This is a genomic window from Streptomyces sp. ADI96-02, from assembly GCF_003846185.1.
Taxonomy (GTDB): domain Bacteria; phylum Actinomycetota; class Actinomycetes; order Streptomycetales; family Streptomycetaceae; genus Streptomyces.
In genome coordinates this window covers 4729744-4754301 of the sequence record NZ_ML123034.1, presented here as the reverse complement: position 1 = coordinate 4754301, position 24558 = coordinate 4729744, and the positions used below count along the sequence as shown (strand labels likewise).

General features: G+C 72.1%; 23 protein-coding genes. 8 read left to right on the top strand and 15 right to left on the bottom strand.

Annotated elements, in window-relative coordinates:
• Positions 1–43 precede the first annotated feature (43 nt).
• Positions 44–967, bottom strand: a complete 924-nt coding sequence (locus EES43_RS21140; RefSeq protein ID WP_124270162.1) for an FG-GAP repeat domain-containing protein — start codon at positions 965–967, stop codon at positions 44–46.
• Positions 968–1366: 399 nt separating this feature from the next.
• Between EES43_RS21140 and EES43_RS21135 the strand changes: the two genes are divergently transcribed.
• Positions 1367–2509 carry an ABC transporter substrate-binding protein gene (locus tag EES43_RS21135; protein WP_124270161.1) on the top strand — a complete coding sequence of 381 codons (1143 nt, stop codon included), beginning with the start codon at positions 1367–1369 and terminating at the stop codon, positions 2507–2509.
• Between the two features lie 87 nt (positions 2510–2596).
• Here EES43_RS21135 and EES43_RS21130 read toward each other — a convergent pair whose 3' ends face one another.
• The 5 genes from EES43_RS21130 to EES43_RS21105 form a co-directional block, all read right to left on the bottom strand.
• A complete protein-coding gene (locus EES43_RS21130; RefSeq protein ID WP_124270160.1) occupies positions 2597–3421 on the bottom strand; it encodes a helix-turn-helix transcriptional regulator in 825 nt (274 codons plus the stop codon).
• A gap of 318 nt (positions 3422–3739) precedes the next feature.
• Positions 3740–5098 carry a hypothetical protein gene (locus EES43_RS21125; protein WP_124270159.1) on the bottom strand — a complete coding sequence of 453 codons (1359 nt, stop codon included), beginning with the start codon at positions 5096–5098 and terminating at the stop codon, positions 3740–3742.
• Positions 5088–5663 carry a DUF6114 domain-containing protein gene (locus EES43_RS21120; RefSeq protein ID WP_124270158.1) on the bottom strand — a complete coding sequence of 192 codons (576 nt, stop codon included), beginning with the start codon at positions 5661–5663 and terminating at the stop codon, positions 5088–5090. Before EES43_RS21120 ends, EES43_RS21125 begins: the two co-directional genes overlap by 11 nt.
• Positions 5664–5763: 100 nt before the next feature.
• Positions 5764–6426 carry a DUF6230 family protein gene (locus EES43_RS21115; RefSeq protein WP_241192487.1) on the bottom strand — a complete coding sequence of 221 codons (663 nt, stop codon included), beginning with the start codon at positions 6424–6426 and terminating at the stop codon, positions 5764–5766.
• A gap of 665 nt (positions 6427–7091) precedes the next feature.
• The gene (locus tag EES43_RS21105) at positions 7092–8060 is read right to left on the bottom strand and encodes a tetratricopeptide repeat protein (RefSeq protein ID WP_124270156.1); all 969 of its coding nucleotides are present in this window, start codon (positions 8058–8060) and stop codon (positions 7092–7094) included.
• Positions 8061–8491: 431 nt separating this feature from the next.
• On the opposite strand from EES43_RS21105, the gene EES43_RS21100 reads away from it, so the two are divergent.
• Positions 8492–9136 carry a TetR/AcrR family transcriptional regulator gene (locus tag EES43_RS21100; protein ID WP_124270155.1) on the top strand — a complete coding sequence of 215 codons (645 nt, stop codon included), beginning with the start codon at positions 8492–8494 and terminating at the stop codon, positions 9134–9136.
• 38 nt (positions 9137–9174) lie between these two features.
• Here EES43_RS21100 and EES43_RS21095 read toward each other — a convergent pair whose 3' ends face one another.
• On the bottom strand, positions 9175–10179 hold the full coding sequence (locus EES43_RS21095; RefSeq protein ID WP_124270154.1) for a GDP-mannose 4,6-dehydratase: 1005 nt from the start codon (positions 10177–10179) through the stop codon (positions 9175–9177).
• Positions 10176–11345 carry a UDP-N-acetylglucosamine--N-acetylmuramyl-(pentapeptide) pyrophosphoryl-undecaprenol N-acetylglucosamine transferase gene (locus EES43_RS21090; protein WP_124270153.1) on the bottom strand — a complete coding sequence of 390 codons (1170 nt, stop codon included), beginning with the start codon at positions 11343–11345 and terminating at the stop codon, positions 10176–10178. Before EES43_RS21090 ends, EES43_RS21095 begins: the two co-directional genes overlap by 4 nt.
• A 64-nt stretch (positions 11346–11409) precedes the next feature.
• Between EES43_RS21090 and EES43_RS21085 the strand changes: the two genes are divergently transcribed.
• Together EES43_RS21085 and EES43_RS21080 are read left to right on the top strand one after the other, a co-directional pair.
• A complete protein-coding gene (locus EES43_RS21085) occupies positions 11410–12096 on the top strand; it encodes a response regulator transcription factor (protein WP_164493215.1) in 687 nt (228 codons plus the stop codon).
• Positions 12093–13520: a sensor histidine kinase gene (locus tag EES43_RS21080; RefSeq protein WP_124270152.1), complete on the top strand. Its 1428-nt coding sequence runs from the start codon at positions 12093–12095 to the stop codon at positions 13518–13520. The genes EES43_RS21085 and EES43_RS21080 overlap by 4 nt, the downstream gene beginning before the upstream one ends.
• Before the next feature lie 73 nt (positions 13521–13593).
• Here EES43_RS21080 and EES43_RS21075 read toward each other — a convergent pair whose 3' ends face one another.
• The 3 genes from EES43_RS21075 to EES43_RS21065 all read right to left on the bottom strand — a co-directional run bounded on the left by EES43_RS21075 (position 13594) and on the right by EES43_RS21065 (position 16261).
• Entirely contained in the window at positions 13594–15294 is a 1701-nt protein-coding gene (locus tag EES43_RS21075; RefSeq protein WP_124270151.1) for an acyl-CoA mutase large subunit family protein, read from the bottom strand.
• A gap of 79 nt (positions 15295–15373) precedes the next feature.
• Positions 15374–15700, bottom strand: coding sequence for a DUF3817 domain-containing protein (locus EES43_RS21070; RefSeq protein WP_124270150.1), 327 nt, complete (start codon positions 15698–15700; stop codon positions 15374–15376).
• Between the two features lie 48 nt (positions 15701–15748).
• Complete coding sequence (locus tag EES43_RS21065; RefSeq protein ID WP_124270149.1) at positions 15749–16261, bottom strand: MarR family winged helix-turn-helix transcriptional regulator; 513 nt, start codon at positions 16259–16261, stop codon at positions 15749–15751.
• Positions 16262–16549: 288 nt separating this feature from the next.
• On the opposite strand from EES43_RS21065, the gene EES43_RS21060 reads away from it, so the two are divergent.
• The gene (locus EES43_RS21060) at positions 16550–17578 is read left to right on the top strand and encodes a glycoside hydrolase family 6 protein (RefSeq protein WP_124270148.1); all 1029 of its coding nucleotides are present in this window, start codon (positions 16550–16552) and stop codon (positions 17576–17578) included.
• Between the two features lie 21 nt (positions 17579–17599).
• On the opposite strand, the gene EES43_RS21055 is transcribed toward EES43_RS21060, so the two are convergent.
• From EES43_RS21055 to EES43_RS21040, 4 genes are all read right to left on the bottom strand, one after another.
• Positions 17600–19555 carry a radical copper oxidase GlxA gene (locus tag EES43_RS21055; RefSeq protein ID WP_124270147.1) on the bottom strand — a complete coding sequence of 652 codons (1956 nt, stop codon included), beginning with the start codon at positions 19553–19555 and terminating at the stop codon, positions 17600–17602.
• 3 nt (positions 19556–19558) lie between these two features.
• Entirely contained in the window at positions 19559–21370 is a 1812-nt protein-coding gene (locus tag EES43_RS21050) for a glycosyltransferase family 2 protein (RefSeq protein ID WP_206430095.1), read from the bottom strand.
• Positions 21371–21544: 174 nt separating this feature from the next.
• Positions 21545–21838, bottom strand: coding sequence for an MTH1187 family thiamine-binding protein (locus EES43_RS21045; RefSeq protein WP_124270145.1), 294 nt, complete (start codon positions 21836–21838; stop codon positions 21545–21547).
• The gene (locus tag EES43_RS21040; RefSeq protein WP_124270144.1) at positions 21835–22185 is read right to left on the bottom strand and encodes a DUF3817 domain-containing protein; all 351 of its coding nucleotides are present in this window, start codon (positions 22183–22185) and stop codon (positions 21835–21837) included. The genes EES43_RS21045 and EES43_RS21040 overlap by 4 nt, the downstream gene beginning before the upstream one ends.
• 282 nt (positions 22186–22467) lie before the next feature.
• Between EES43_RS21040 and EES43_RS21035 the strand changes: the two genes are divergently transcribed.
• Genes EES43_RS21035 through EES43_RS21025 form a run of 3 tightly spaced genes read left to right on the top strand, consistent with a single transcriptional unit; the run spans position 22468 to position 24529 of the window.
• Positions 22468–23100: an AIM24 family protein gene (locus tag EES43_RS21035; protein WP_124272088.1), complete on the top strand. Its 633-nt coding sequence runs from the start codon at positions 22468–22470 to the stop codon at positions 23098–23100.
• Positions 23100–23750 (top strand): AIM24 family protein, encoded by a 651-nt coding sequence (locus EES43_RS21030; RefSeq protein WP_124270143.1) that lies wholly within the window; start codon positions 23100–23102, stop codon positions 23748–23750. Before EES43_RS21035 ends, EES43_RS21030 begins: the two co-directional genes overlap by 1 nt.
• Positions 23747–24529 (top strand): AIM24 family protein, encoded by a 783-nt coding sequence (locus EES43_RS21025; protein ID WP_124270142.1) that lies wholly within the window; start codon positions 23747–23749, stop codon positions 24527–24529. The genes EES43_RS21030 and EES43_RS21025 overlap by 4 nt, the downstream gene beginning before the upstream one ends.
• Positions 24530–24558: the final 29 nt, after the last annotated feature.

The window sequence follows — 24558 nt, the reverse complement described above, 5'->3', positions numbered from 1 at the left end:
CTGAAGAGGATGGAGGAGAGGGCTGGGGGCTCGAACGGCGCTGTCAGAAAAGGGTGTTGAAGGCCGTCCAGCCGCTGGAGCCGATCTGCGTACGGGCCTCGAAGGGCGCGCTCGCCTTGCCGGTGCCCTTGAAGAGCCACAGCGCGCCCGCCGGGTCGACCCCGATCAGGTCGGCCTTGCCGTCGCCGTTGCCGTCGCCCACCGAGACGAGCGTCTTGTACGCGGTGGTCCCCCAGGCGGTGCCGACGGTCACCCGGGGGGCGAACGCGGCGTCCGCGGTGGCGTTTCCGGTGCCCGGGTAGAGGTAGAGGGTCCCGGTGGTGGAACGGGCGATCAGGTCGGTCCTGCCGTCACCGGTGTAGTCGCCGCGGCCGGCCAGGAGGTCCATGCCGTTCCACCCCGCCGTCCCGATCCTGATGCGCGCGGCGAGCGTGCCGTCGGCCTTGCCCGGGTAGAGCCAGAGGGCTCCGGCGGCGTCGCGTGCCACGATGTCGTCGTGGGTGGTGCCGCCCAGACTGCCGGGCGACATCAGCAGGTTGTAGATGTCCCAGCCGCTGCCGACGACCTTGGTGTCGTTGCCGCGCTCGGCGGTGTAGTAGAGGGTCTTGCCCATCCGGAAGTACAGGTCCGTGCCCGCACCGTTCTCGGAGTGCCCCGCCTGGACCAGCGCGGTGGCGTCGGCGAAGCCCCCGCCCAGGTCGACGGCCGCCTTCACCCCGCCGGTGCCGTTGGGCTCGTAGTCGTAGAGCCGGCCGTTGGCCTTGCGGCCGAGGAGGGGAAGCGTACGGGGGCCGGCGGCGGCGACGGCTGCCGCCGCACGCGGGGCCGCCCGGTCGGCGGAGGCGGGCGCGGCGGCCCAGGGCGCATGGGGCAGGGCGGCTGCCGTACCGACGGCCAGCGCGGCGACCGCCAGGCCCGCGGCGCACACCGCCGCTCGCCGTATCGCACGGCTGGATGGTCCGAACATGGAAGTACAGATTCCTCACGGGAGTTCACCTGCGCGAACACACGGGAGGAACCACACTGCGGCCGATCCCCCGACGTCCGCGCGCAGGGCCGGACGGCCACAGCCCGATCACCCTATTCGTCATGTCCACGACTGGGAAGACCGCGTGAAGGAATCGTGATGATGAGGGTTCGGCCCTGCGGAGCGCACCGGAGCAGACGCCGCCCCGGTGCGTGAAAGGTCCATACAGTCGCGATACCGCTCCATGGCGGACCACCGGAAGGCGCTGTGAGGATGGAGGCAGCCGAAGGGACCGGATTCCCCTCGGAATGCGGGCCGTTGCCGCACAGGCCGCCCGCCGGGCGCGGACGCCCGGGCCCGGCTCCGGCGTCCTCAAGCCCCTCGCAGAAAGGTCTCAGCATGTCCGGCTTCCCCAGCAGACGACGTGTCCTCACCACGGGAGCCGGCGCCGCCGCCGCTCTCGGCATCACCGGCACCACCAGCCACCCCGTTTCCGCGGCCACCGCCTCTCGACCGGCCGCCGGCCGTGAGGAGACGCGCACCCTCGACGAGCTCCATCGAGCCGCCCTGGACGAAGGCGGCAAGCTCGTCGTCTACGCCGGCGGCGACACCCCGACCCAGCAGGACAGCACCAAGGCGGCCTTCCAGGCCCGCTTCCCCGGCATCGACCTGACGCTGGTCGTCGACTACAGCAAATTCCACGACGTCCGCCTCGACAACCAGTTCGCCACCGACACCCTGGTCCCCGACGTCGTACAACTGCAGACCTTGCAGGACTTCGTCAGATGGAAGCGGCAGGGGCGGCTGCTCCCTTACCGGCCCGCCGGATTCTCGAAGGTCCACCAATCGTTCAAGGACCCGGAGGGCGCCTGGGTGGCGGGCGCGGTATTGGCCTTCAGCTTCCTCTACGACAACGCGGCGGCGGGCACGGACTCGCCTCTGAGCCCGCTGGATCTGGTCGACCCGAAATGGAAGGGCGAGATCGCCTCGTCCTACCCGCACGACGATGACGCCGTCCTGTACCTCTACTCCCTCTACGCCCGGACCTACGGCTGGACGTGGGTGGCCGAACTGGCCGCGCAGGACGTCCGGTTCGCGCGGGGCAGCCACACACCGGCGAACGCCGTCCGCTCACGGGACAAGGCGATCGGCATCGGCACCTCGGGTTCGGCGGTCCCCTCGCCCTCCTCACCCGCGACGTTCGCGATCGCCGACGGCCATCCGTTCATGGCGTGGGGCCAGCGCATGGCCATCCTCAGACAGGCCGAGCGCCCCGCGGCGGCCAAGCTGTTCCTCAACTGGCAGCTGTCCGCCGAGCGGCAGAAGAGCTCCTTCAACGGCTGGTCCGTGCGCACCGACGTCACTCCCCCGGCCGGCCTGAGGCCGATCTGGACGTACCCCAACGCCCATGTGGACGGCTTCCCGGAGTTCATGGCGGACCGGGCGGCGGTGGAGCGCTGGAAGCAGACCTTCGCCCTGTACTTCGGCGAGGTCGAGGGCGACCCGACGCCCGGCCGGCTGGGGCTGCACCCCGGAGCCTGACCGGTGCGGGGCCGCCGTGACCGCTCTCCGGTCCGGCGGCCCCGTACGGCTCGACGCCCGACAGCCCCGGCGGAGGGGCGGGCGCGGTCAAGCGCCTCCGCCGTCGCCGCCGTGGAGGCGCGTCCGGTAGGCGAGCGGCGCTTCGCCGTAGCGGTTCTTGAATGCGCGCGAGAAGTACAACTGGTCCTGAACGCCGACTTTTTCGGATATCGCCCCGACAGGCATGTCGGTGAAGCGCAGCAGACGGGCCGCCTCCAGCATCACGCGTTCGGTGATCAGCGTCCGGGGCGGACGGCCTCGCGCGCGGGACAGGGCCCGCCACAACGTGCCGGACGAGACGTCCAGTTCGCGCGCGTAGTGGCCCACGTCGTGGTGCCGGGTGAAGTCGCGTTCGAGTACGTCGGCGAAGCGCCTGGCGAGCCGGATGTCCGCCGGAGCCTCGTGCCGCAGGAACGGGTCCTGGACGCTCCAGCGTTCGGCCCACGCCAGCAGGGTCATGAGGAGGTACCGGTGGACGTCCGTGCTGTGCGCCTCCACCGCCTGCCGGGTCTCCGCGGCGAGCGCGCGGACCACCGCGTCGAGGCGCTCGGTGTCCGGTGGTGGCACGTCGACCGTGAGGATGCCGTGCCCCACGAACAGGTGGCCGAAGTCCGGGAGCGAGCCGGGCCCGTGCAGGAGCTCGCCGCCGAAGCGGATGACCGCCCCGAAGAGGTTCCGCGCCATCTCGAAGCGGTGGATCTGCCCCCTGCCGGTCAGCATCAGGGTGTTCGCCGTGACCGTGGCCCGCTCCCCGTCGAGAAGGTGCCGGCCCTCTCCGCTCCTCGTCCAGAACAACTCGTGGAACTCGTGCCGGTGCGGGCTGGGGACCGGGCACGCCTCGTCGGTGAACGTGTCGCCCTCGAAGAGGATCACTTGGAGGGCCGGGGCCGCCGCGGGCAGCCGGTCGGTCGCGATGTCGCGACCTCGGGAACGTGCTGCGGGACGGCCGGGGCCGGGTGCGCTGCTCAGTGGGGGGCGTCCTGCCTGTCGACGGTGTGCGTGCCTGCCAGCATGCCACGGAGCCGTTCGCGGGAAGAGTGTCCGTACGCCGGGCCGCTTCCGGGCCGGGGCGCCGATCGGGAGCCGGAACCTCCCGCGCCACGACGAAGCTCCTGGCCAACGGGTACGCGACCGAGGTCACCCGTGTCCGCCAGGAGCTTCGCGTGCTGGTGCGGCCCGCGAGGACAGGCGCTACGCGTCGCCCCCGTCGAGGTAGTTCCGCAGGCCCGGGACGGTGAGCGTGCCGCCGAACTGTCCGGCCTGGGTCACCTTGACCTTGGTGAACCACACGAACGGCAGGTTCAACGGCGGCGGGCTCTCGGGGCTGAAGGTGATCGGGAGGAACCCCAGGAGGTTGCCCTTCAGCTCCTCCGTGTACATCGTCACCGTGCCGTTGCGGATCTCCGAGGTGGAACCGGGCCTCGACCGCACGTGGCCCGTCGTGCCCGCCGGTCCTGTGGTGAGCTGGTGGAGGTCGTCGATGTCGATGGAGGTGGCGGTGAACTTCAGCGCCTTCTTGATGCTGCCGTCCGCCTTCTTCACCTCGACGATGCCTTTGTAGTCCAGGCCCTTGAGGGTCAGCTTCGATGATTCGAGGATCCACGGGTCGCTCGGCAACAGCGGGATGCCGGGCTCCAGTTCGGCTGCGGCGAGCGCGTCCGGGTCGGGCTCGGGGCAGGGGAAGCGGGGCTTGGCGCCGTCCGGGATGTCCTCGTCCTTCCTGGGGTCGAGTCCCTTGACGTCCTCGTCGAGTTCCTCGACGTCCGCGCCCGCCTTCTCGGCCGCCTCGCGGATGGCGTCGGCCGTCCGGTCGGAGGTCTCCTTCGCCTTGCCGGCCGGGTCCTCGGCCGGGGCCTTCGGCCGCTCGGACGGGGCCGGGGAAAGGGCCGGGGACGGGGTCGTGGGGCTCGGGGACGGGGTCGACGGTTCCTCGGCCCCGGCCTTGTCCTCGCCCTCGTCCTCGTCCGGCCCGTCGAAGAGGTCCTTGAGGGCGTCGCCGAGCCCGAGCGGGTCGAGCGGGTTCCTCGACTCGGTCGGCGACGGGGTCTCGGCGGGCTGCTCCTTCGCGGACCGTGCCGCCCGGTCCGCGGCGGCGCCACCCTCCTTCGCGCCACCCGCCTTCGCGTCGGTCCGTTTCCCACCGGCCGGGTCCTGGCCGGCCCCTGACGCCGCCGAGGGATCCGGGGTCGTTTCGCCGGCCGAGGGGGTCGGGGCGGGCGGGTCGCCCCTGCCGGGCTCCTCGTCCTTCGCCGTGGCCGACGGGGACGGGGTCGGCTCGGGCGATTCGCTCGCGCTCGGCTCGTCGGACCGGGTGACGCACGGTCCCGGTGCGAAGGGGAGGTCCGGGTTGCCGTCGGCCAGGGCGAGTCTGGGCGTGAGCCCCATGCCCACGAAGACCGCGGTCGGCATCGCGGCGAGCGCGAACGCCTTCTTGCCGCTGGGCAGGTGGAGCTTCGTCAGCAGCGACTTCCTGGGGGCCGCGTGGCGAGGGCCCGTCCGTACGCGCGGGGCGTCGCCCGCGTACGGCTGCGTGCGCTCGTCACCCGACACGGTGGCTCCCCCCGTCCGCGCCGGGGGCCGGGTCGAGTCCGGCTGCCCGCTGCTGCGGCACTGCCGTCGCGTGCGGCAGGTCGTCCGACCGGTGCGCGTACGCCGGGCCCTTCCGCGACGACAGTGCGTCCGGGGCCTGTTCGGCCGGCGGGGCTTCGTCGTCCCGGGGTTCGCCCGGGGCCCAGGACAGGGACAGGGCTCCGCCCAGGAGGGAGAGGAGGAATCCGATCACGAAGCCGCCGATGTTGGCGACGGGTATGGAGATCAACGCGAGCAGGATGGCCGCCACGCCGGCGAAGACCCTCACGATGTGGTGGAACCACATCGTGAGGCCCAGCGTGACCAGCAGGACTCCGATGATCAGGGATCCGGCCCCGGCGGTGGTGGACATGGCCAGCGTCACGTTGCCGAGGTGCATGTTGGCGTAGGGGAAGTAGGCTATGGGAAGCCCACCCGCCATGGTGAACAGACCCGCCCAGAACGGCCGGTTACCCCGCCAGGCGTGGAAGCGTCGCCGAATGACGCGGATGTAGTGCTCGTTCTGCCCTGTGGACTCGGGGCTCATGGAAAACAGCTCCCTGGAACCGGTACTGCCGTGAGAAGAGAGAAGGGGTGGGTGGCCGGAAGCCGCCGAAGTGCGGGCTCCGGCCACCCGGACGGGGTGCTTAGTAGCACTCCTCTTCGGTGCCCTCGTAGAGGCGCAGCTTCAGACCGCTGAGGTTGAAGGTGCCCGCCGTCGTGGCCCACGCCTTCTGCTCGACCTCCTTCAGCACGGCCTTCTCGGCCCGCTGCGCGAAGCCGTAGGGGTTGGCCTGGGTATTGGGCTGGATGCCCGTACTACCCTCCTTGCCACCCGGGAACTTCGTCAGCGAACCGGCCGCGACGCCGATGTCGATGTTGCTGAACTCGGCGTCGGCGTCCAGCTCCGACACGTCGAGGTAGAGGTCCTTGGCGTAGACACGCTCGTGGCCCGCGCCTCCCGCCTCCAGCCTCAGGGTGACGTTGCCGAGACCGAACGGCAGGTTGGGCGTGACGACCGACTGGCACATGTTCGTGATGTAGGCCCTGCTGAAGCCCGACACCGCGACCGGCGAGTTCTTCGCCTTGCCCTCCAGCGTCTTGCCCGACGCCACGCTGCCGTACTGCACGAAGTCGTAGCCTTCGAGCTCTTTGGCCTTCACCTTGAAGTCCTGGCCGGACACGCTGAACGAGGCCGCCAGCGCGCCCTGCGACAGGCCTATGCCCACCGCGGCCGTCGCGGCGACGCTCGGCACCATGACCAGAGCGAACCGCTTCCATCTCGTCCCACCGCGAACCTGGGAACTCATACTTGCTCCTTCTTCTCGGACGTACATCTCCGGTCCGGGCGTCATGCCCGTCCTGGGATGGGAGAAGTGCTACGTCCTCGGGAAGGAGAGCGCCCGCGACTCGGAGACGTGTCCCGCATCCGATCCACCGGCGTTCACCCCCGAGCGACAACCACTGGCCGCGCGTTCAGCACAGCCGGTCGGGCAGGCCCCGCCGTCGGCGGGAACCCCCCTGCCCGCGGTCGGCGCCACTGCCGCCGACCCACTCGGTGGGGACCCAACAGGCCCTCGGACACCGGCTGGAGGCCGGGCGGAAGGCAGTGGACCGAGCGTGGCCGATCGTGGTCCATTCACCGCCCCCGCACAAGGGGGTTCGTTACTGGCTAGTAACGGCCTGATAACCGAGCGGCGACCGGGCAGGACGGAGCGGCCACGCAGGGTGGCGCGAAAGGGGCGGGAAAACAATCGGAAACGCGAGCGAACCGGGACAGACGAACGAGCTTGCTTTACTGCGAGTAACAGCAGTCACTCTTGTCAAGATTTGGTAAAGCAACGCGTTCTCTTAGCGTCGCGGCGCAAAAGGGCCGCGACGCCCGGGGGCTGTCGCGGTCCTTTTGTCACATCGGAACAATCAATCGGAACGATCAACGGGGCCCGGGCCGTTCGCGACCCGGGCCGGGTCCGCGTCAGAACAGGACGCGCGCCAGCGAGGTCCGTGCGGCGGTGACCCGCGGGTCGTCCGGACCGATCACCTCGAAGAGCTCCAGCAGGCGCAGCCGGGCGGCGTCGCGGTCGTCCCCGGCGGTGCGGCGGACCGCCTCGACGAGCCGGCCGAACGCGTCCTCGACATGGCCGCCGACCAGATCCAGGTCCGCGGCGGCGATCTGCGCGCCGACGTCCGCCGGATCGTCCGCGGCGTCCTTGCGGACCGCCTGCGGGTCCATGTTCTGGACGCGGGCCAGCAGTTCGGCCTGGGCCAGGCCCAGCTTGGCCTCCGGGTTGCCCGGGTCGTCGACCAGGACGTTCTTGTACGCCTGGACGGCTCCGGCGAAGTCGTTGGCGTCGAGCGCGGAGGCCGCGGCCTCCAGCAGGGCGTCGTACGGGCCGGCCGGCGCCTCGACCGGAGCGGCGTCCGGGTCGGCGTCCGGGTCGACGGCGATCCCGGTGAGGCCGAACCGCTCCTCGCCGACCTGGATCAACTGGTCCAGCGTCTCGCGGATCTGGGCCTCGGGGGCCGCGCCCTGGAAGAGCGGCAGGGCCTGGCCCGCGACCACGGCGAAGACCGCGGGGATGCCCTGGATGCCGAACTGCTGCATCAGCATCTGGTTGGCGTCGACGTCGATCTTGGCCAGAACGAAGCGGCCGTTGTACTCGGCGGCCAGGCGCTCCAGCAGAGGGCCCAGCTGCTTGCACGGCTCGCACCACTCGGCCCAGAAGTCGAGGACGACGGGTACCTCGGCGGAGCGCTGCAGGACATCGAGCTCGAAGCCTGCTTCATCGACGTCGATCACCAGGGCGGCGGGCGGCACGGCGCCGGTTCCGCCCGTGCGGGCGGCCTCGGCACGGGCCTGCTCCGCCTTGGCCTTGGCCTCGCCGGCCGCCTTGACAGCGGCGAGGTCGACGACGCCGCTCATGGACATGTTCCTAGGCTGCATGCGTACATCCTCCCCCCTGAGCACGCCGTTCCGGAAAGCGATGCGCGAACCGGGCCGGTCCGCGGCTCCCGCCGGCGTGCGGGGCGAGCGGACGAGAACGGTCCCGGCCCCCTGAAGGACCTGCGGCGGGGCTCCGGAGAAGACCCCTGCGGCCCTTACGAGAAGGCCCGGTGGAACGGACGGGCCCCGCGTGCGGAGGCCCGGTCGGACTCCGGGTCCCCACCCGGCGTCCTGTGCGGCTCCGGGTCCCCACCCGGCGCCTGTGGCTGTTGTCGCTCGTTCGTGGCGTGCGGGGCGGCCTGACCGCTCTTCCTTACGCTACGACCCGTAGCGTAACTGTCGACCGGCCCTCCGGAACAGGGCGTCCGGGTGATCTGTCTCACGGAGACCGGGGCCGTCCCGGCTTCCCTACTGGCCGGTATGGTCACCGCATGCTCAGCCACGACGACCCACGGGCCACCCGACCAGGGCGTCCGCGCAGCACCGCTGCCGATGCCGCGATCCTGGAGGCGACGCGGGCCTCGCTGGTCGATCTCGGCTGGTCGAAGCTGACCATGGGGGACGTGGCGAACCGCGCCGGGGTCGCCAAGACGACGCTCTACCGGCGCTGGGCGGGCAAGAACGAGCTGGTCGTGGACGCGGTGGCGGTCCTCTTCGACGAACTGGAGCTGCCCGACCGGGGCAGCCTGGCCGCCGACGTGCAGGGCGTGGTGCTCCAGTTCGCCGCGCTGCTGGAGCGGCCGGAGGCCCGTACGGCGCTGATGGCGGTCGTCGCGGAGTCCACCCGGGACGACTCGCTGCGCATCCGGATCCGGGACTCGATCGTGGACCGGCAGAAGCGGCTGGTCCTCGAAGGGCGGCGGCGCGCGCAGCGGCGCGGCGAACTGCCGGTCGAGTCGGACGCGATGGCCGCGGAGCGTACCGCCGACCTGATCTTCGACGTGATCGCGGGTGCGGTGGTGCACCGCATGCTGGTGAGCGCCGAGCCCGTCGACACCGACTGGGCCCGGCGGTTCACCCTGCTGCTGCTGTCGGGGCTGGGGCCGGCGGCGAGGGAACGGCGTCCCGGGATCTGAGGACCCCGGGACGCCGTTCCCTCTCTCGCGCCCCCGCCTCACACCTGGTAGCGCCCCGGCGCGAAGAGGTGCAGATGCCCTGCCACCCAGGCCGACGTCCGCTCCAGCCCCTCCTCCAGGGTGACTTCGGGCCGCCAGCCGGCCCACTCCCGGGCCCGGGTGTTGTCGGAGAGCAGGCGGTGCACCTCGCTGCCGGAGGGCCGCAGGCGGGCCGGGTCGACGACCACCTCCGCTTCGCGGCCGGAGGCGGTGACGAGCGCCTGCGCGAGGTCCCCGATCGATATCTCCCGGCCGGTACCGAGGTTGACGCTCTCCCCCAGCGCCCGGTCGCAGCCGGCGAGCGCCAGGAATCCGGCGGCGGTGTCCGTGACGTACGTGAAGTCGCGGGTGGGGGCCAGCGAACCGAGGCGGATCTCCCGTGCGCCGGAGTGCAGTTGGGCCAGGATCGTCGGGATCACGGCGCGGGCCGACTGGCGCGGACCGTAGGTGTTGAACGGCCTGACCACCGTCACGGGCAGCTCGAAGGCGTGCCAGTGGGACAGCGCCATCATGTCCGCGCCGATCTTGGACGCGGAGTACGGGGACTGCGGCTGGAGCGGGTGGTCCTCGCCGATCGGGGCCGTCAGGGCGCTCCCGTAGACCTCGCTGGTGGAGGTGTGCAGGAGTCGCCGGACGCTGTGCCGGCGGCACGCCTCGGCGATGTTCTCGGTGCCCACCACGTTCGTGCGGACGTACGCGCCCGGCGCGTCGTAGCTGTACGGGATGCCGATGAGCGCGGCGAGGTGGAAGACGGTGTCGCAGCCCGCGACGGCGTCCATCACCCGGCCCGCGTCGCCGACGTCCCCGGCGATCATCTCGACCGGGCCGTGCGGGTCGTCGAGGTAGCGGGCCAGGTGCCCCTTCTCGGCGTACGGCTTGTAGTGGACGAACGCCCGTACGCGCGCGCCGCGTTCGACGAGCAGGTCCACGAGCGTGGAGCCGATGAAGCCCTCGGCTCCGGTGACGAGGACGGTGCGGCCGGTCCAGTCGATGGTGTCGGTCATGAGGTGAACTCCCTGGTGTCGGCGGGGCGTACGGGGCGGGCGGAACCGGCGGCGAGGCGGACGACGGTCGCGGCGAGCAGGTCGGCGGCGCGGGCGTGGTTGCCGGGGTCGGCGGCCCGGCCCATGGCGGCGAGCCGGGCGGGGTCGGCGAGCAGCGGGTCGACGAGGGCGGCCAAGCGGCCCGCCGTCGTCTCCGCGTCGGGTACGAGGTGGGCGGCGCCCACGTCGGAGAGCACCCGGGCGTTGTGGGTCTGGTGGTCGCCGGGAGCGTGCGGGTAGGGCACGAGGACGGCGGGCGTCCCGGTGGTGGCGAGTTCCGCGATCGTCGCGGAACCGGCCCGGCAGACCACCAGGTCGGCCACCGCGTAGGCGAGGTCCATCCGGTCGAGGTAGGGCACGGCCTGTGCGACCGGCCCCGCGCCCGCGTCGGCGAGCTTCCGGCGGGTCTCCGCGAGCGCCGCCGGACCCGTCTTGACGAGGAGGTGGACGTCGGTGCGGTCCCGCCAGCGGGCTGCGAGGCCGACGGCGGCGGCGGTCAGCCGGGCCGCGCCGAGGCTGCCGCCGTTGAAGAGGACGACGCGCGCCCCGTCGGGTACCGAGAAGGCCCGCCGGGCCTCGCCGCGCAGCGCGGTCCGGTCCAGGGCCGCCAGGGACGCGGCGATCGGCATGCCGACGGTCTGCGCCCGCTCGCCGCCGGACAGGTGGGCGCGGCTGCCGTCGAAGGCGACGGTGAGGTGTTCGGTGAGCCGGGCGGCGAACTGGTTGGCCCGGCCGGGCACCGCGTTGGACTCGTGGATCACGCTGGGCAGTCCGGCCATCCTCGCGCCGAGGACGGCCGGGGCGCTCGGGTAGCCGCCCATGCCGACGACGACCTGGGCCTTCTGGGTGCGCAGGATCGAGCGGGCCTGGGCCCCGGAGCGGAGCAGGGCGGCCGGGAGCAGGAAGCGCTTCGCGCCGAGCGCGGGGTCGAAGGGGATCATGTCGACGGTGTGCAGCCGGTATCCGGCCGCCGGGATCAGCGTCGTCTCCAGGCCGCGTTCGGTGCCGACGAAGGAGACGACCGCGTCGGGGTCGGCGCGGCGCAGGGCCTCGGCGAGGGCGAGCCCGGGGTAGATGTGGCCGCCGGTGCCGCCCGCACCGATCACGACGGAGAGTGGTGTGCGCATGGCCGCCACTCTCGGCGGGCGGCCTAAGAGGGTTCTAAGACTCCGCTTTGGCAGTCTTCGGGGTATGCGGAGTGCGAGCAGGATCCTGGTGGCGGACGACGAGCCGGAAGTACGGGCGGCCGTCGAGGACGGGCTGAGCGTCGAGGGGTACGAGGTGCGGGGCGTCGGCGACGGCCTGGCGGCGCTGTCGGCGGTGGCGTCCTGGCAGCCGGACGCGCTCGTCCTGGATGTGATGATGCCGGTCCTGGACGGGCTGGCGGTGTGCCGGAGGCTGCGCGCGATCCAGGACCGTACGCCGGTGCTGGTCCTCACCGCGCTCTCCTCGGTCAGTGAGCGGGTGGACGGGCTGGAGGCCGGGGCCGATGACTACCTCGTGAAGCCCTTCGCCCTCGACGAGCTCGTGGCGCGCGTCCGGGCGCTGCTGCGGCGGGCCGCTCCGCCCGCGCCGGACAGGGAGCTGTCCTTCGCCGGTCTGACGCTCGATCCGGTGGCCCGCACCGGTCGGCGCGACGGCCGCCGGCTGGAGTTCAGCCGTACGGAGGCGGCGCTGCTGGAGCTGCTGCTGGAGCATCCGGGCCAGGTGCTGCCCCGGGCGCTGATCCTGGAGCGGGTCTGGGGGCAGGACTTCGGGCCGGACTCCAACTCGCTCGCGGTGTACGTGGGATACCTGCGCCGCAAGCTGGAGGCGGGCGGCGAGCCGAGGCTGGTGCACACCGTGCACGGGCTCGGCTACCGGCTGGACGTGGCGTGAGCGGGGTGCGCCGGCTGGGGGCCCGGTGGCGGCGCAGGCGTCCGCTGCGGACGCGGCTGGCGCTGGCGGCCTCGGCGGCGGTGGCGCTGGTCGCGGTCGGGGTGTGCGCGGCGGCGTTCTTCGTGATCCGCTACGAGCTGCTGCACCAGTTGGACCTCTCCCTCACGCAGTCGGCGACCCGGGTGGTCCAGGAGCACCGGGGCGGCGGTCCGCAGGTGCTGGCGGGCGAGTGCCGCTACCTGTCCGCGCCCGCCTGCGCGCAGGTCGTCCCGGCCGATCCGGGCGCGGATCCGGACGGGCCCTATCTGCTGCCGGTCGAAGGCCCGGTGCGCGAGGTGGCGGCGGGGACGCGGGCCCCCTACTTCAGCAACGTCACCCGGTTCGGGCAGCCGCTGCGGATGCTGACGACCCGGTTCGGGGACGGGCGGGCGCTCCAGGTGGCGCTGCGCGCGGACCCGGTGGAGCGGGGCGTGCGGCAGGCGGCGGTGCTGCTCGCCGCGGTCGGCGGGGCGGGGGTGCTGCTGGCGGGGGTGCTCGGTTACGCGGTCTCGCGCACGGGCCTGGCCCCGGTGGCCCGGCTGACCTCGACCGCCGAGCGGATCGCGGCGACCCGGGACCCGCGCCACCGGATCGAGCTGCCGCCGGGGCGGCCGGGGCGGCAGGACGAGGTGACGCGGCTGGCGGCCAGTTTCAACACGATGCTGGGCGAGCTGGAGCAGTCGGTGAGCGCGCAGCGCCGGCTGGTGGCGGACGCCTCGCACGAGCTGCGGACGCCGTTGACGGCGCTGCGCACCAACGCGGAGCTGCTGGCCCGCGCGGACCGGCTGACGCCCGCCCAGCGGGAGCGGGCGTCGGGGGCGCTGGGGCGGCAGATCCGGGAGGTGACGGGGATGGTGAACGACCTGATCGAGCTGGCCCGGGACGAGGAGCCGCTGCCGCTGCTGGAGGAGGTCCGGATCGCGGAACTGGCGGAGCACGCGGTGGGCACGGCGCGCGGCCACTGGCCGGGGACCCGGTTCGTCCTGGAGACGGGGCCCGGGGCGGCGGACGCGAGCAGGCCCGGCGTGCCGGCGCGGCTGGCCCGGCTGCTGACGAACCTGCTGGACAACGCGGCGAAGTTCAGCCCGCCCGGAGCCCCGGTGGAGGTGTCCGTGACGGCGTACGGGGAGGGCCTGGAGGTGTCGGTACGGGACCACGGGCCGGGGATCGCCGCACAGGACCTGCCGTACGTCTTCGACCGCTTCTACCGGGCCGAGGCGGCGCGGGCGCTGCCCGGTTCGGGGCTGGGTCTGGCGATGGCCCGGCAGATCGCCCGCGCCCACGGCGCGGAGCTGACCGCGCGGGCGGCCCCGGGCGGCGGGGCGGTGTTCACCCTGGCGTTCGCGGCGTCGGGGCCGGGGGGCGGTGGCGGGGCGGCCCGCTGAGGGTGCGGCTCGCTGACGCGGCCGGCGGCTGACGGCGAGGGCCCGTCGGGCGGTGACGGGCCCTCGCCGGGTCTCAGAAGCCGGGCGGCTCGGTGTAGGTGCCCCACTCCTCGCGGAGCACTCCGCAGATCTCGCCGAGCGTCGCCTCGGCCCGGACCGCGTCCAGCATGGGCGCGATCATGTTCGAGCCGTCGCGGGCGGCGGCGAGCATGGCGGCCAGGGCGGCGGTGACCTTCGCGTCGTCCCGGCCGGCCTTGCGGTCGGCGAGCTGGCTGACCTGGTCGCGCTCGACCTCGTGGCTGACCCGCAGGATCTCCAGGTCGCCGGTGACCGAGCCGTGGTGGACGTTGACGCCGACGACCCGCTTGTCGCCCTTCTCCAGCGCCTGCTGGTACTGGAAGGCGGACTCGGCGATCTCGCCGGTGAACCAGCCGTCCTCGATGCCCCGCAGGATGCCGGAGGTCATCGGGCCGATGGGGTGCTGCCCGTCGGGGTGGGCGCGGGTGCCGCGCTCCTTGATCTGGTCGAAGATCTTCTCGGCCTCGGCCTCGATCCGGTCGGTGAGCTGCTCGACGTACCAGGAGCCGCCCAGCGGGTCGGCCACGTTGGCGACGCCGGTCTCCTCCATCAGCACCTGCTGGGTGCGCAGCGCGATCTCGGCCGCCTGCTCGGAGGGCAGGGCCAGGGTCTCGTCGAGGGCGTTGGTGTGCAGCGAGTTGGTGCCGCCGAGGACGGCGGAAAGGGCCTCGACGGCGGTGCGCACCACGTTGTTGTAGGGCTGCTGCGCGGTGAGCGAGACCCCGGCGGTCTGGGTGTGGAAGCGCAGCCACTGCGCCTTGTCGGTCTTCGCGCCGTACGTCTCCTTCATCCAGCGGGCCCAGATGCGGCGGGCGGCGCGGAACTTGGCGATCTCCTCGAAGAAGTCGAGGTGGGCGTCGAAGAAGAAGGAGAGGCCGGGGGCGAAGGTGTCGACGTCCAGGCCCCGGGAGAGACCCAGCTCGACGTAGCCGAAGCCGTCGGCGAGCGTGTACGCCAGCTCCTGCGCGGCCGTCGCGCCGGCCTCGCGGATGTGGTAGCCGGAGACGGAGAGCGGCTTGTAGGCGGGGATGTCGCGGGCGCAGTGCTCCATCAGGTCGCCGATGAGGCGCAGGTGCGGCTCGGGCTGGAAGAGCCACTCCTTCTGCGCGATGTACTCCTTGAAGATGTCGGTCTGGAGCGTGCCGTTGAGGACGCCCGGGTCGACGCCCTGGCGCTCGGCGGCGACCAGGTACATGCAGAAGACGGGGACGGCGGGGCCGCTGATCGTCATGGAGGTGGTGACGTCGCCGAGCGGGATGTCCCCGAACAGGACCTCCATGTCGGCGGCGGAGTCGATGGCCACCCCGCAGTGCCCGACCTCGCCGAGGGAGCGCGGGTCGTCGGAGTCGCGGCCCATCAGCGTCGGCATGTCGAAGGCGACGCTGAGGCCGCCGCCGCCCGCGGCCAGGATCATCTTGTAGCGCTCGTTCGTCTGCTCGGCGTTGCCGAAGCCGGCGAACTGGCGGATGGTCCAGGTGCGCCCCCGGTAGCCGGTGGGGTGCAGCCCGCGGGTGAACGGGTACTCGCCGGGCCAGCCGATCCGCTCGAATCCCTCGTACGTGTCACCGGGGCGGGGCCCGTACGCGGGCTCCACCGGGTCCCCGGAGAGCGTGGTGAAGTCCGCGTCGCGCTTGCGGGCCTTGTCGTAACGGGCCTGCCAGCGGAGGCGGCCTTCCTCGATCGCGTGAGCGTCCATACCCTCGAATTTACTAGGACGTCCTAGTAAATGTCGATGGCAAACCGCCCGGCGCTTCGCGCGGGGCGGTTGTCGCAGGTCAGACCTTCGCGGCGACCGGGGCCCGGTCGGTGACCAGAGCGCGGGCCTCGCGGCTGACCTTCGGCTCGACGAAGAACGAGGCGAACGGGATGCAGCCCGCGGCCAGCACCCACAGGAGCTTGCCGAACGGCCACTTCGCCTTGGAGCCGAGATCGAAGGCGAAGACGACGTAGACGATGAACAGCACGCCGTGGATCTGCGAGATCAGCATGGTGTCGCCGGTCTGGAACCCGTACTTCGCGATGATCGCCGCGGTGAACACGAGCAGCCAGACGGCCGTGACGTAGGCCATCACCCGGTACCGGGTGAGCACGGTTTGTTTCATGCCGCCGAGCCTAACCGGGCGCGGGGGGCGATCTTCGGGCGGGCCGCCTCAGCCGGCGTCGTCGAAGTCCCGGGCCGCCACCCGCAGCGGCCGGAGCATGGCGAAGATCTCGGCGCACTCCTCGGCGTCGTACACCCCGAGCCCGAAGTCCATCGCGACCAGGTCGGCGGTGGCGGCCTCGACCACCTCGCGGCCCTTGCCGGTGATGGAGGCGAGCGTGCCGCGGCCGTCGTTGGGGTTGGGGCGCTTGCTCACCAGCCCGGACCGCACCAGCCGGTCCACGGTGTTGGTGACGGAGGTCGGGTGCACCATCAGCCGCTCGCCGATCTTGGACATCGGCAGCTCGCCCGCCTTGGAGAAGGTGAGCAGCACCAGCGCCTCGTACCGGGCGAACGTCAGGCCGTACGGCTTGACGACGGCGTCGACCTCGGAGAGCAGGATCTGCTGGGCCCGCATGATCGAGGTGATCGCCCCCATCGACGGCACGGGGCCCCAGCGCCGATGCCAGAGCTCCTCGGCGCGGGCGATGGGATCGAAGGGAAGGCTGAGCGGCTTCGGCACGGCCACGACCTTACCGACCGGCCGTATCCCGGTCCGCCCCGTCTCGCACTTCGGTATCGGACATCCGTCCGGGGGCGGCCCCGCGAGGCTCCGGCGACACGGGCCGCCGGGCCGCCCCGGAGCAACGCGTCCGCCCGCGCGCACCCACCGCTCCCGGAGTCGCGGACAGTGTCGCACCACCACTCTCGGTGACCGGTATGTCACGATTGCTGGCGTTTCCCCGGCCGGGGCTCCGCGCCCGGTTCCGGTATCCCGTGTCCGTGAGCCACCGTCGTCCGAGGGGGCTGGATGTCCGGCCGCAGAACCTTCCCCGTACTCACCGCCGTCGCCCTCGCCCTGACCGCCGCCGTCGCGGTCGGCTGCTCCTCCCCGGCCGAACCCCGGCGCACCGCCGCCGCCGGGCGGGACCTCGTGCGCGGCGAGGCGGCGCCGAGCGCGGCCTCTCCGTTCTGGGTGGACCCGCAGAGCGACGCCGCCCGCCAGGTGCGCGCCTGGGAGAAGCAGGGTCGCGCGGCGGACGCGAAGATCCTGCGGCGGATCGCCGACCACCCGGTGGCGCACTGGCCCGCCTGGGACGAACCGGCCCCGGAGATCCGGGCCGCCGCGCGGGCCGCCGCACGCACCGACAAGCGCCTGCTGCTCGTCGCGTACAACATCCCGCACCGCGACTGCGGGGCCTACTCGGCGGGCGGCGCGACCGACGCCGCCGCCTACCGGTCCTGGATCGGCCGGTTCGCCGACGCGATCGGCAACGCCCCGGCGACGGTCGTGCTGGAGCCCGACGCCGTAGCGCACCTCGTCGACGGCTGCACCCCGCCCGAGCACCACGCCGAGCGCTACCAGCTGCTCTCCGAGGCGGTGGACACGCTCAAGGCCGGCGCGAACACCACGGTCTACCTCGATGCCGGCAATCCGGACTGGATCGACGAGCCGACCAAGATCGCCGAGCCGCTGCGCCGGGCCGGCGTCGGGCGGGCCGACGGCTTCTCGCTGAACGTGTCCAACTTCCAGCGGGCCGACAGCGTCAGGACGTACGGCACGGTCCTCTCCGACGCCCTGAACGGCGCGCACTACGTCATCGACACCAGCCGCAACGGCAAGGGCCCGCTGCCCGGCAACGGGGCCGAGTCCTGGTGCAACCCGCCGGGGCGGGCGCTCGGCACCCCGCCGACCACCGACACCGGTGACCCGCGGCTGGACGCCTACCTGTGGATCAAGCGGCCCGGCGAGTCCGACGGCACCTGCCGGGGCGGGCCGACGGCCGGCACCTGGTGGCCGCAGTACGCGCTCGGACTGGCCCGGCGCGCGGCTTCCTGATCGCGCGCCGCCCCGGGCCGGTCAGCCGACCTTGACCCACTTCGCCTCGGACGGCACCGCGTCGTCGTCGGTGAGGAAGAGCATGTACCAGCCGGGCGGGACCAGCGTCGGATCGTCCGGCACGGTCAGGCTCACCGCGCCCCGGCCCTTCTTCAGGCCCAGCTCGATGGAACGCTGCTCCACGTCGGTGGTGTGCGTGACGGCGCTCGGCCTCATCAGCCGGGCCTTGACGACCTTGTCCGCCCCGGTGCCGCGGTAGGTCACCGTCTTCCCGCGCGCGATGTCCGTCGGCCCCGCGCCGATGACCGGCCGCTTCCCCCCGGCCCGGTGCAGGGCGGGCGGGGTGTAGACCTCCATGCGCTGCTCGAACTTGCCGAGCTTGGTGTTGTCCTTGTCCCCGTACAGCGAGTCGGAGCCGAAGGTCGCCACCCGCCCGTCGGGCAGCAGCAGCGCCTCGGAGTGGTAGTTGCGGCCGACGGTCGGCTCGGCCGCCTCCGTGAAGACGTCCGCGCGCGGGTCGTAGGACTGCGCCTTGAGGATGTTGCTGTCGCCGCGCCCCCGGTAGTCCCTCGAACCCCCGCTGGTGAAGACCGTGTCGTCCGGCATGATCACGCTGTTCAGGTAGCGCGTGCCCTGCGGCAGGTCGGGGCCGGGCCGGAAGACGGGGCTGTCCTCCTTGAGGTCCACGATGGCGGTGCGGGCGGTGGACTTCTTGGACTCGCCGACCCCGCCGCCGCCGAGGATCATCACGCGCTGGTCCTGCACCGGCGGCAGCAGCAGCGAGGCCGCCGTCTCCGTCTCGTCGGTGTCGGTCAGTCCGGGGACCTTGCTGAAGGTGTTCTTCCTCAGGTCCCAGATCCCCGGTTCGCGGCCCTTGTCGGCCGGGCCGTACCCGGCGTTCGCGCCCGGGTAGAAGAGCTTGCCGCCCTTGGTCAGGAAGAGCGCGGGATAGGTCGGGAAGTAGTGGAAGGGCCCCTTGGACCACTTCTTGGTCTTGGGGTCGTAGATCTCGTTGTCGCCCGCGAGGATCGCGCCGACGTCGTCCAGGCCGGAGACGGCCAGCACCCGGCCGTCCTCCAGGCCGACGAGCGTGGGGTACCAGCGGGCCTCCTTCATCGGGTCGACCCGGATGTACTTCTCCGCCGTCGGGTCGAACTCGTAGGCGGCCCTGATCCCCTGGAAGTCCTGCTTGTCCATGGTGATCTTCTCGGCCAGCCCGTAGGAGTCGTCCGCCTTCCGGCCCGTCAGCCCGACGATCTCGTACTGGGCGGCCTCCGCGGCCACCGCCTCGGGGCCCTCCTTCACCGCCTCCACGAAGACGCGCTGCTCGGCGGCGGTCACCTTGGTCTTCCACGGCTTCATCCGGCCGCTCTCGAAGTAGTCGACCTCGAACTCCCGCTTCGCCCTGGGCACGGTCACGTCGAACTTCGAGACGTACTCGACGCCGGAGGGCGAGCGGAAGACCGTGCCCTTCCTCAGCTTCAGCGGCTTGTCCGGGTTCTCGTTCTTGACCCGCATGCCGCCGCCGGCCCGCTCGACCCTGTCGTCCAGCACCTCGTAGCGGGCCGTGCCGCCCGCCACCAGCAGGCGGCCGTCCGGGAGTTGGGCGTGGCCGCCGCAGAAGAAGTCCTCGGGCGTGGGGATCTTGCGGAAGGTGTTCTCGGCCGGGTCCCACAGCACGGTGTCGAAGGTGCCCGCGTCGAAGTGCTTCTCGTCGTTGCCGGAGCCCGCCACGATCAGCACCTTGCCGGTGTGCAGCAGCGCGGCGTGGATGGCGTTGGTCCGGTACTCCTGCGGGATGTCGACGCGCGCCCACGAGCCGTAGCGCGCCTTGTACTCCGGCTGGGCGATCCGGTACGCGTGGTACTGGTCCTCGGCGAACGAGACCGCCGCGGGGGCGTTCAGCCCCACGAGCAGTAACACCGCGCCGCCGCCCAGGAGTGTCTTCCTGGTCTTCTTCGAGGGCCGGTAGGCCATGGCTCAGTTCCCTCCTGCGGTGGCGGTGGCGGTGGTCGCGGTGGCGGTGGCCGCCTCGGCCGTCGGGGCGGACCCGGCGAACGACGACTCGGTCAGCGGCTCCACCGGGGCGGGCGCCGCCTCGGCGGGCCGGGCCTCGGCGCGCCGGTCCCGCCGCACGGTCCAGGCCCACACGGCGACCGGGGACAGCGAGATGGCCAGGGCCAGCAGCGACCAGGTCCGCATCGCCGCGTGGGTGTGGCCGAGGAAGACGGACGCGGCGAGCGAGGCGGACAGGACCGCGGCCCAGAACAGGTGGACGCGGAAGGTGGCCGGCCGGTCCGGGGACGTCTCGCCGCCCTTGGGCGTGACGACGAAGCGGCCCTCGGTGCGCAGCACCGCCGAGCCGAGCGACCTCAGGTAGATCGGCGCGGACAGCGCGGACATGGCCATGCCCGCCAGGCCGCCGGAGCCCTCGGGTTCGTGCGGCGAGACGTTGTGCCGCCGGTTCCAGAGGTAGAGGCCGATCTGGAGGGCTGCGGCGTCGCTGTAGAGCATCAGCCACAGCGAGGCGGCGACCTGCGTGCCGGACGCGCCGAGCCAGAGGAACAGCACGCAGCTGAGGACGCCGAGCAGCCAGTTGACGGCGGTCATCGGGTAGTAGACGAGCATCAGCGTGTAGCTGAGGAGCCGGCCGGGCGGCACCCGGAAGAGCGCCTTGCCGTACTGCCGGAACAGCGTCTCGTAGGTGCCCCGCGACCAGCGCAGCTGCTGGGTGAAGAAGTCCGTCCAGGAGGCGGGCCCCTCGCCGACGGCCAGCACGTCGGGCGTGTAGACCGAGCGCCAGTAGCGTCCGGTGAGCGGGTTGCGGCGGCGGTGGATCTCGAAACCGGTCGCCATGTCCTCGGTGATCGAGTCGTACAGCCCGCCGGCCTGGAGCAGGGCGCTGACCCGTACGACGTTGTTGGTGCCGACGAACATCGGGGCGCCGTAGCGGTTGCCCGCGCGCTGGATCAGCGCGTGGAAGAGGAACTGCTGGGACTCGGCGGCCTTGGTGACGGCGCAGTCGTAGTTCCCGTAGACCTGCGGCCCGACGACGAAGGCGACGTCCGGGTCGCGGAAGTAGCCCATCATCCGTTCCAGGAAGTTGGGCAGCGGCACGTGGTCGGTGTCGACCGAGGCGAAGAAGTCGTAGGCGCCGCTGTGCAGGGCGACCCACGCGTTGTAGTTCCCGTGCTTCGTCCGCGCCTTGTGGACGCCCCGCTCGCGGTTCCACTCGGGGACCCCGCGACGGGTGAAGTGGTGCACGCCCAGTTCGGCGCAGAGCATCCGGGCGGCCGGGTCGTCGCCCTCGTCGAGCAGCCAGACGTCCAGCGGGCCGGGGTGCGTGAGGCGTACCGCCCCCTGGAGCGTGGCCCGCACCATGGAGAGCGGTTCCTTGCCCGGTACGTACGTGGTGAGGAAGGCGACGCGGGTGCCCGGTTCGGGCGTGACGGGCACCGGGTCGCGGGCGACCAGCGTGGCGTGCGCCACGGAGACGACGTTGACGAGCATGAACAGCTCGATCAGTCCGATCGACAGCAGCATGACGGTGTCCGCGGCGACCAGCCAGCGCTCGCCGTTCTCCCGCTCGGTCCAGTGCGTGGGCCAGACCAGGTAGAGCAGGAGCAGGCCGGTGACCACCGGGGCCAGCGTCATCAGCAGGACGGCCCTTATTCGGTGGTCCTCCGTCGCGAGCAGGCTCTTGTACCGCACGCGGTATCCCGTCGGGTCCGGCTCCGTGAGCGGACCCGCGAGCCGGCTGTAGTGGTCGTAGTCGTAGCCCTGCGACCGCACCGTGCCTCCCACTGTCGAACGGGTTGATACCCCCACAGAAAGGGACGCGCGACGGCGTGTCGACTTGGCAGGTCCGAGTGAGCGGTTTTCGGTCCGGCGCGCGAAGAGCCCCCGGCCGTGTGGCTCCGGGGGCTCTTCGGGTGAACGGGAGGGCGGTGGGCGGCCGACGGGACGTCAGCCGGCGAGGTGGCGTTCCACCGTCTCGACCTTCGAGGTCAGACCGTCGGTGACGCCGGGCCGGATGTCGGCCTTCAGCACCAGCGAGACGCGTCCGGCGCGGGCCTCGACGGCGGCCACGGCGCGCTTGACGACGTCCATGACCTCGTCCCACTCCCCCTCCACGGAGGTGAACATCGCGTCGGTGCGGTTGGGCAGACCCGACTCGCGGACGACCCGCACGGCGTCGGCGACATACGAGCCGACGTCCTCGCCGACGCCCAGCGGGGATACCGAGAAGGCGACGATCATGCGCTGACCGTGCCTTCGCGGCGCGCGCGGGCGGCGATGACGTGGTCGGCCTCGTAGCGCTTGAGGAGCTTGTCCCCGTAGAGGCCGCCGAACGGCAGCAGGGAGAGCAGGAAGAACAGCGCGACGCGCCCCACCGGCCACTTGGCCTTGATCCACACGTCGAGCAGCAGCACGGCGTAGATCACGAAGAGCACACCGTGGATGAGGCCGAGCGGCATCATCAGGAAGTCGATGTCCGAGACCCGGCTGAGCACCGAGCCGAAGAGGATCAGGGCCGGGAAGGACAGCGCCTCGGGAATCGAGATGAGGCGCAGCCGGTGCAGGGCGGAAGCGGTCTTGATGTCCACAGGGGCACCTTCGGTGGGAGGGTCGTGACGGCTTGTGAACGCAGGCACAAGCGGGCCCCCATTGTGGCATCGCGCCGCACTCCGCCCGGCATCGGGGGTTGTCCGGCCCGGCGGAGCACGTATCGGCGTATATCAGGGCCGGTCCGGCGGCTTCCGGGTGGCGGTCCGGCGGCCTCCCGGCGGCCTCCCGCGGGCGCGGCACGGGAGGGCGGCCCGGGGCGGCCGGAGTGCCGGGGGCCCTGGCCGGAGCGGGGGGCGGGCGGCTACCTTCGGTGCGTGGCGATGTTCCGGCTGCAGGGCAGCAAGACGCTCGCCGTCGATCTGACGGGCGACGCGGTCAAGGCGAAGAACGGCTCGATGGTCGCGTACGACGGCCGGATGAGCTTCAAGAAGCTGTCCGGCGGCGGTGAGGGGGTCCGCGGGATGGTGACCCGCCGGCTGACCGGAGAGCAGATGACGGTGATGGAGGTCTCCGGGCAGGGCACCTGCTATTTCGCCGACCGGGCGACCGAGATCAACCTGGTCTCCCTGCACGGCGAGAGACTGTACGTGGAGGCGAGCAATCTGCTGGCCGCCGACGCCGGACTGCGCACGGGCACCGCGTTCACCGGCCTGCGCGGCGGGGCGAGCGGCAACGGGCTGTTCACCACGACCGTCGAGGGCTCCGGGCAGGCGGCGATCATGTCGGACGGCCCGGCGGTGCTCCTGCGGGTCTCCCCGCGCTACCCGCTGACGGTCGACCCGGGCGCGTACGTCGCCCACCAGGGAGACCTCCAGCAGCACTTCCAGGCCGGGGTGAACCTCCGCACGCTGATGGGCGAGGGCTCGGGCGAGGCGTTCCAGATCCGCTTCGAGGGCGACGGCCTGGTCTACGTGCAGCCGAGCGAGCGCGTGACGGTGGGGGGCGACGTCTGATGCCGTTCCGGGAGATCAACTCCAAGATGGTCGAGGCCGCGGTGGCTCCGGGCCAGAAGCTGTACAGCCAGCGCGGCGCGATGCTGGCGTACCGGGGCGAGGTGTCCTTCACCCCGAACGTCCAGGGCGGCCAGGGCGGTCTCGCCTCGATGATCGGCCGCCGGGTGGCCGGCGAGGCGACGCCGCTGATGACGGTCGAGGGCTCGGGCACGGTGCTGTTCGGCCACGGCGGCCACCATGTCCAGGTGATCGAACTGGCCGGCGACACCCTGTACGTGGAGGCGGACCGGCTGCTGGCCTTCGACGGGACGCTGCGGCAGGGCACGATGTTCATGGGTTCGCAGGGCGGGGTGATGGGCATGGTGCGCGGCCAGGTGACCGGCCAGGGGCTGTTCACCACGACGCTCCAGGGGCACGGCGCGGTCGCGGTGATGGCGCACGGCGGGGTGATCGAGCTGCCGATCGTGCCGGGCCGGGAGGTGCACGTGGACCCGCAGGCGTACGTCGCCCACCACGGCGACGTACGCAACCGCCTCTCCACCGCGCTCGGCTGGCGGGACATGGTGGGGCGCGGCGCCGGCGAGGCGTTCCAGCTGGAGCTGAGCGGCAGCGGCGCGGTGTACGTCCAGGCGTCTGAGGAGAAGCTGTGAGCACGCCCGTGATCTTCGATCCGACGACGCTGCCGTCGGACGACAACGTGAATCCCTACACCTTCTGCGTGGAGCTCAAGGGGAGCCGGTGGTTCCTGCAGAAGGGCAAGATGATCGCCTACTACGGGCAGATCGCGTTCGACGGCATCGGGCACGGCCGGTTCGAGCGCCTGCTGCGCACGAGCTTCCACTCTCCGCTGCACGCGAGCGACTGGGTGGTCGCCGAGGGCAGCGGCAAGATGCTGCTCGCGGACCGGGCCTTCGACGTGAACTCCTTCGATCTGGAGGACGGCAACCTGACGGTCCGGTCCGGGAACCTGCTGGCGTACGAGCCGTCGCTGGCGCTGAAGCAGTCGATCGTGCCGGGGTTCGTGACGCTGATCGGCACGGGGAAGTTCGTGGCCGCCTCGAACGGGCCGGTCGTCTTCATGGAGCCGCCGCTGCGGGTCGACCCGCAGGCCCTGGTGGGCTGGGCCGACTGCCCCTCGCCGTGCCACCACTACGACCACGGCTATCTGACCGGCGTGATGGGCGGTCTGCGGTCGCTGACCGGGATCGGCGGGACGTCGGGCGAGGAGCACCAGTTCGAGTTCGTGGGTGCGGGCACCGTGCTCCTCCAGTCGTCCGAGACGCTGATGGCGGAGCAGGCTACGGGCGCCGTGCCGAACGAGCCGGGTGTTCCGGGTGCCGCGGGCGTCCCGGGCGGCGGAGGTCAACACGGATCCGTCCCCCGCATGCCCGGCCAGCTGGGGGACCTCCAGCGCCGCTTCGGTTGGTGAGCGGTAGTCTGCGGAGTGTGACGTCGAAC

Bases quoted from the DNA above. Each gene is read 5' to 3' on its own strand.
- EES43_RS21075 (WP_124270151.1), bottom strand. From the start codon at position 15,294: ATGGACGCTCACGCGATCGAGGAAGGCCGCCTCCGCTGGCAGGCCCGT.
- EES43_RS21045 (WP_124270145.1), bottom strand. From the start codon at position 21,838: ATGATCGTCGCCTTCTCGGTATCCCCGCTGGGCGTCGGCGAGGACGTC.
- EES43_RS21055 (WP_124270147.1), bottom strand. From the start codon at position 19,555: ATGGCCTACCGGCCCTCGAAGAAGACCAGGAAGACACTCCTGGGCGGC.
- EES43_RS21140 (WP_124270162.1), bottom strand. From the start codon at position 967: ATGTTCGGACCATCCAGCCGTGCGATACGGCGAGCGGCGGTGTGCGCC.
- EES43_RS21030 (WP_124270143.1), top strand. From the start codon at position 23,100: ATGCCGTTCCGGGAGATCAACTCCAAGATGGTCGAGGCCGCGGTGGCT.
- EES43_RS21115 (WP_241192487.1), bottom strand. From the start codon at position 6,426: ATGAGTTCCCAGGTTCGCGGTGGGACGAGATGGAAGCGGTTCGCTCTG.
- EES43_RS21120 (WP_124270158.1), bottom strand. From the start codon at position 5,663: ATGAGCCCCGAGTCCACAGGGCAGAACGAGCACTACATCCGCGTCATT.
- EES43_RS21135 (WP_124270161.1), top strand. From the start codon at position 1,367: ATGTCCGGCTTCCCCAGCAGACGACGTGTCCTCACCACGGGAGCCGGC.
- EES43_RS21035 (WP_124272088.1), top strand. From the start codon at position 22,468: ATGTTCCGGCTGCAGGGCAGCAAGACGCTCGCCGTCGATCTGACGGGC.
- EES43_RS21105 (WP_124270156.1), bottom strand. From the start codon at position 8,060: ATGCAGCCTAGGAACATGTCCATGAGCGGCGTCGTCGACCTCGCCGCT.
- EES43_RS21085 (WP_164493215.1), top strand. From the start codon at position 11,410: ATGCGGAGTGCGAGCAGGATCCTGGTGGCGGACGACGAGCCGGAAGTA.
- EES43_RS21060 (WP_124270148.1), top strand. From the start codon at position 16,550: ATGTCCGGCCGCAGAACCTTCCCCGTACTCACCGCCGTCGCCCTCGCC.
- EES43_RS21095 (WP_124270154.1), bottom strand. From the start codon at position 10,179: ATGACCGACACCATCGACTGGACCGGCCGCACCGTCCTCGTCACCGGA.
- EES43_RS21070 (WP_124270150.1), bottom strand. From the start codon at position 15,700: ATGAAACAAACCGTGCTCACCCGGTACCGGGTGATGGCCTACGTCACG.
- EES43_RS21090 (WP_124270153.1), bottom strand. From the start codon at position 11,345: ATGCGCACACCACTCTCCGTCGTGATCGGTGCGGGCGGCACCGGCGGC.
- EES43_RS21100 (WP_124270155.1), top strand. From the start codon at position 8,492: ATGCTCAGCCACGACGACCCACGGGCCACCCGACCAGGGCGTCCGCGC.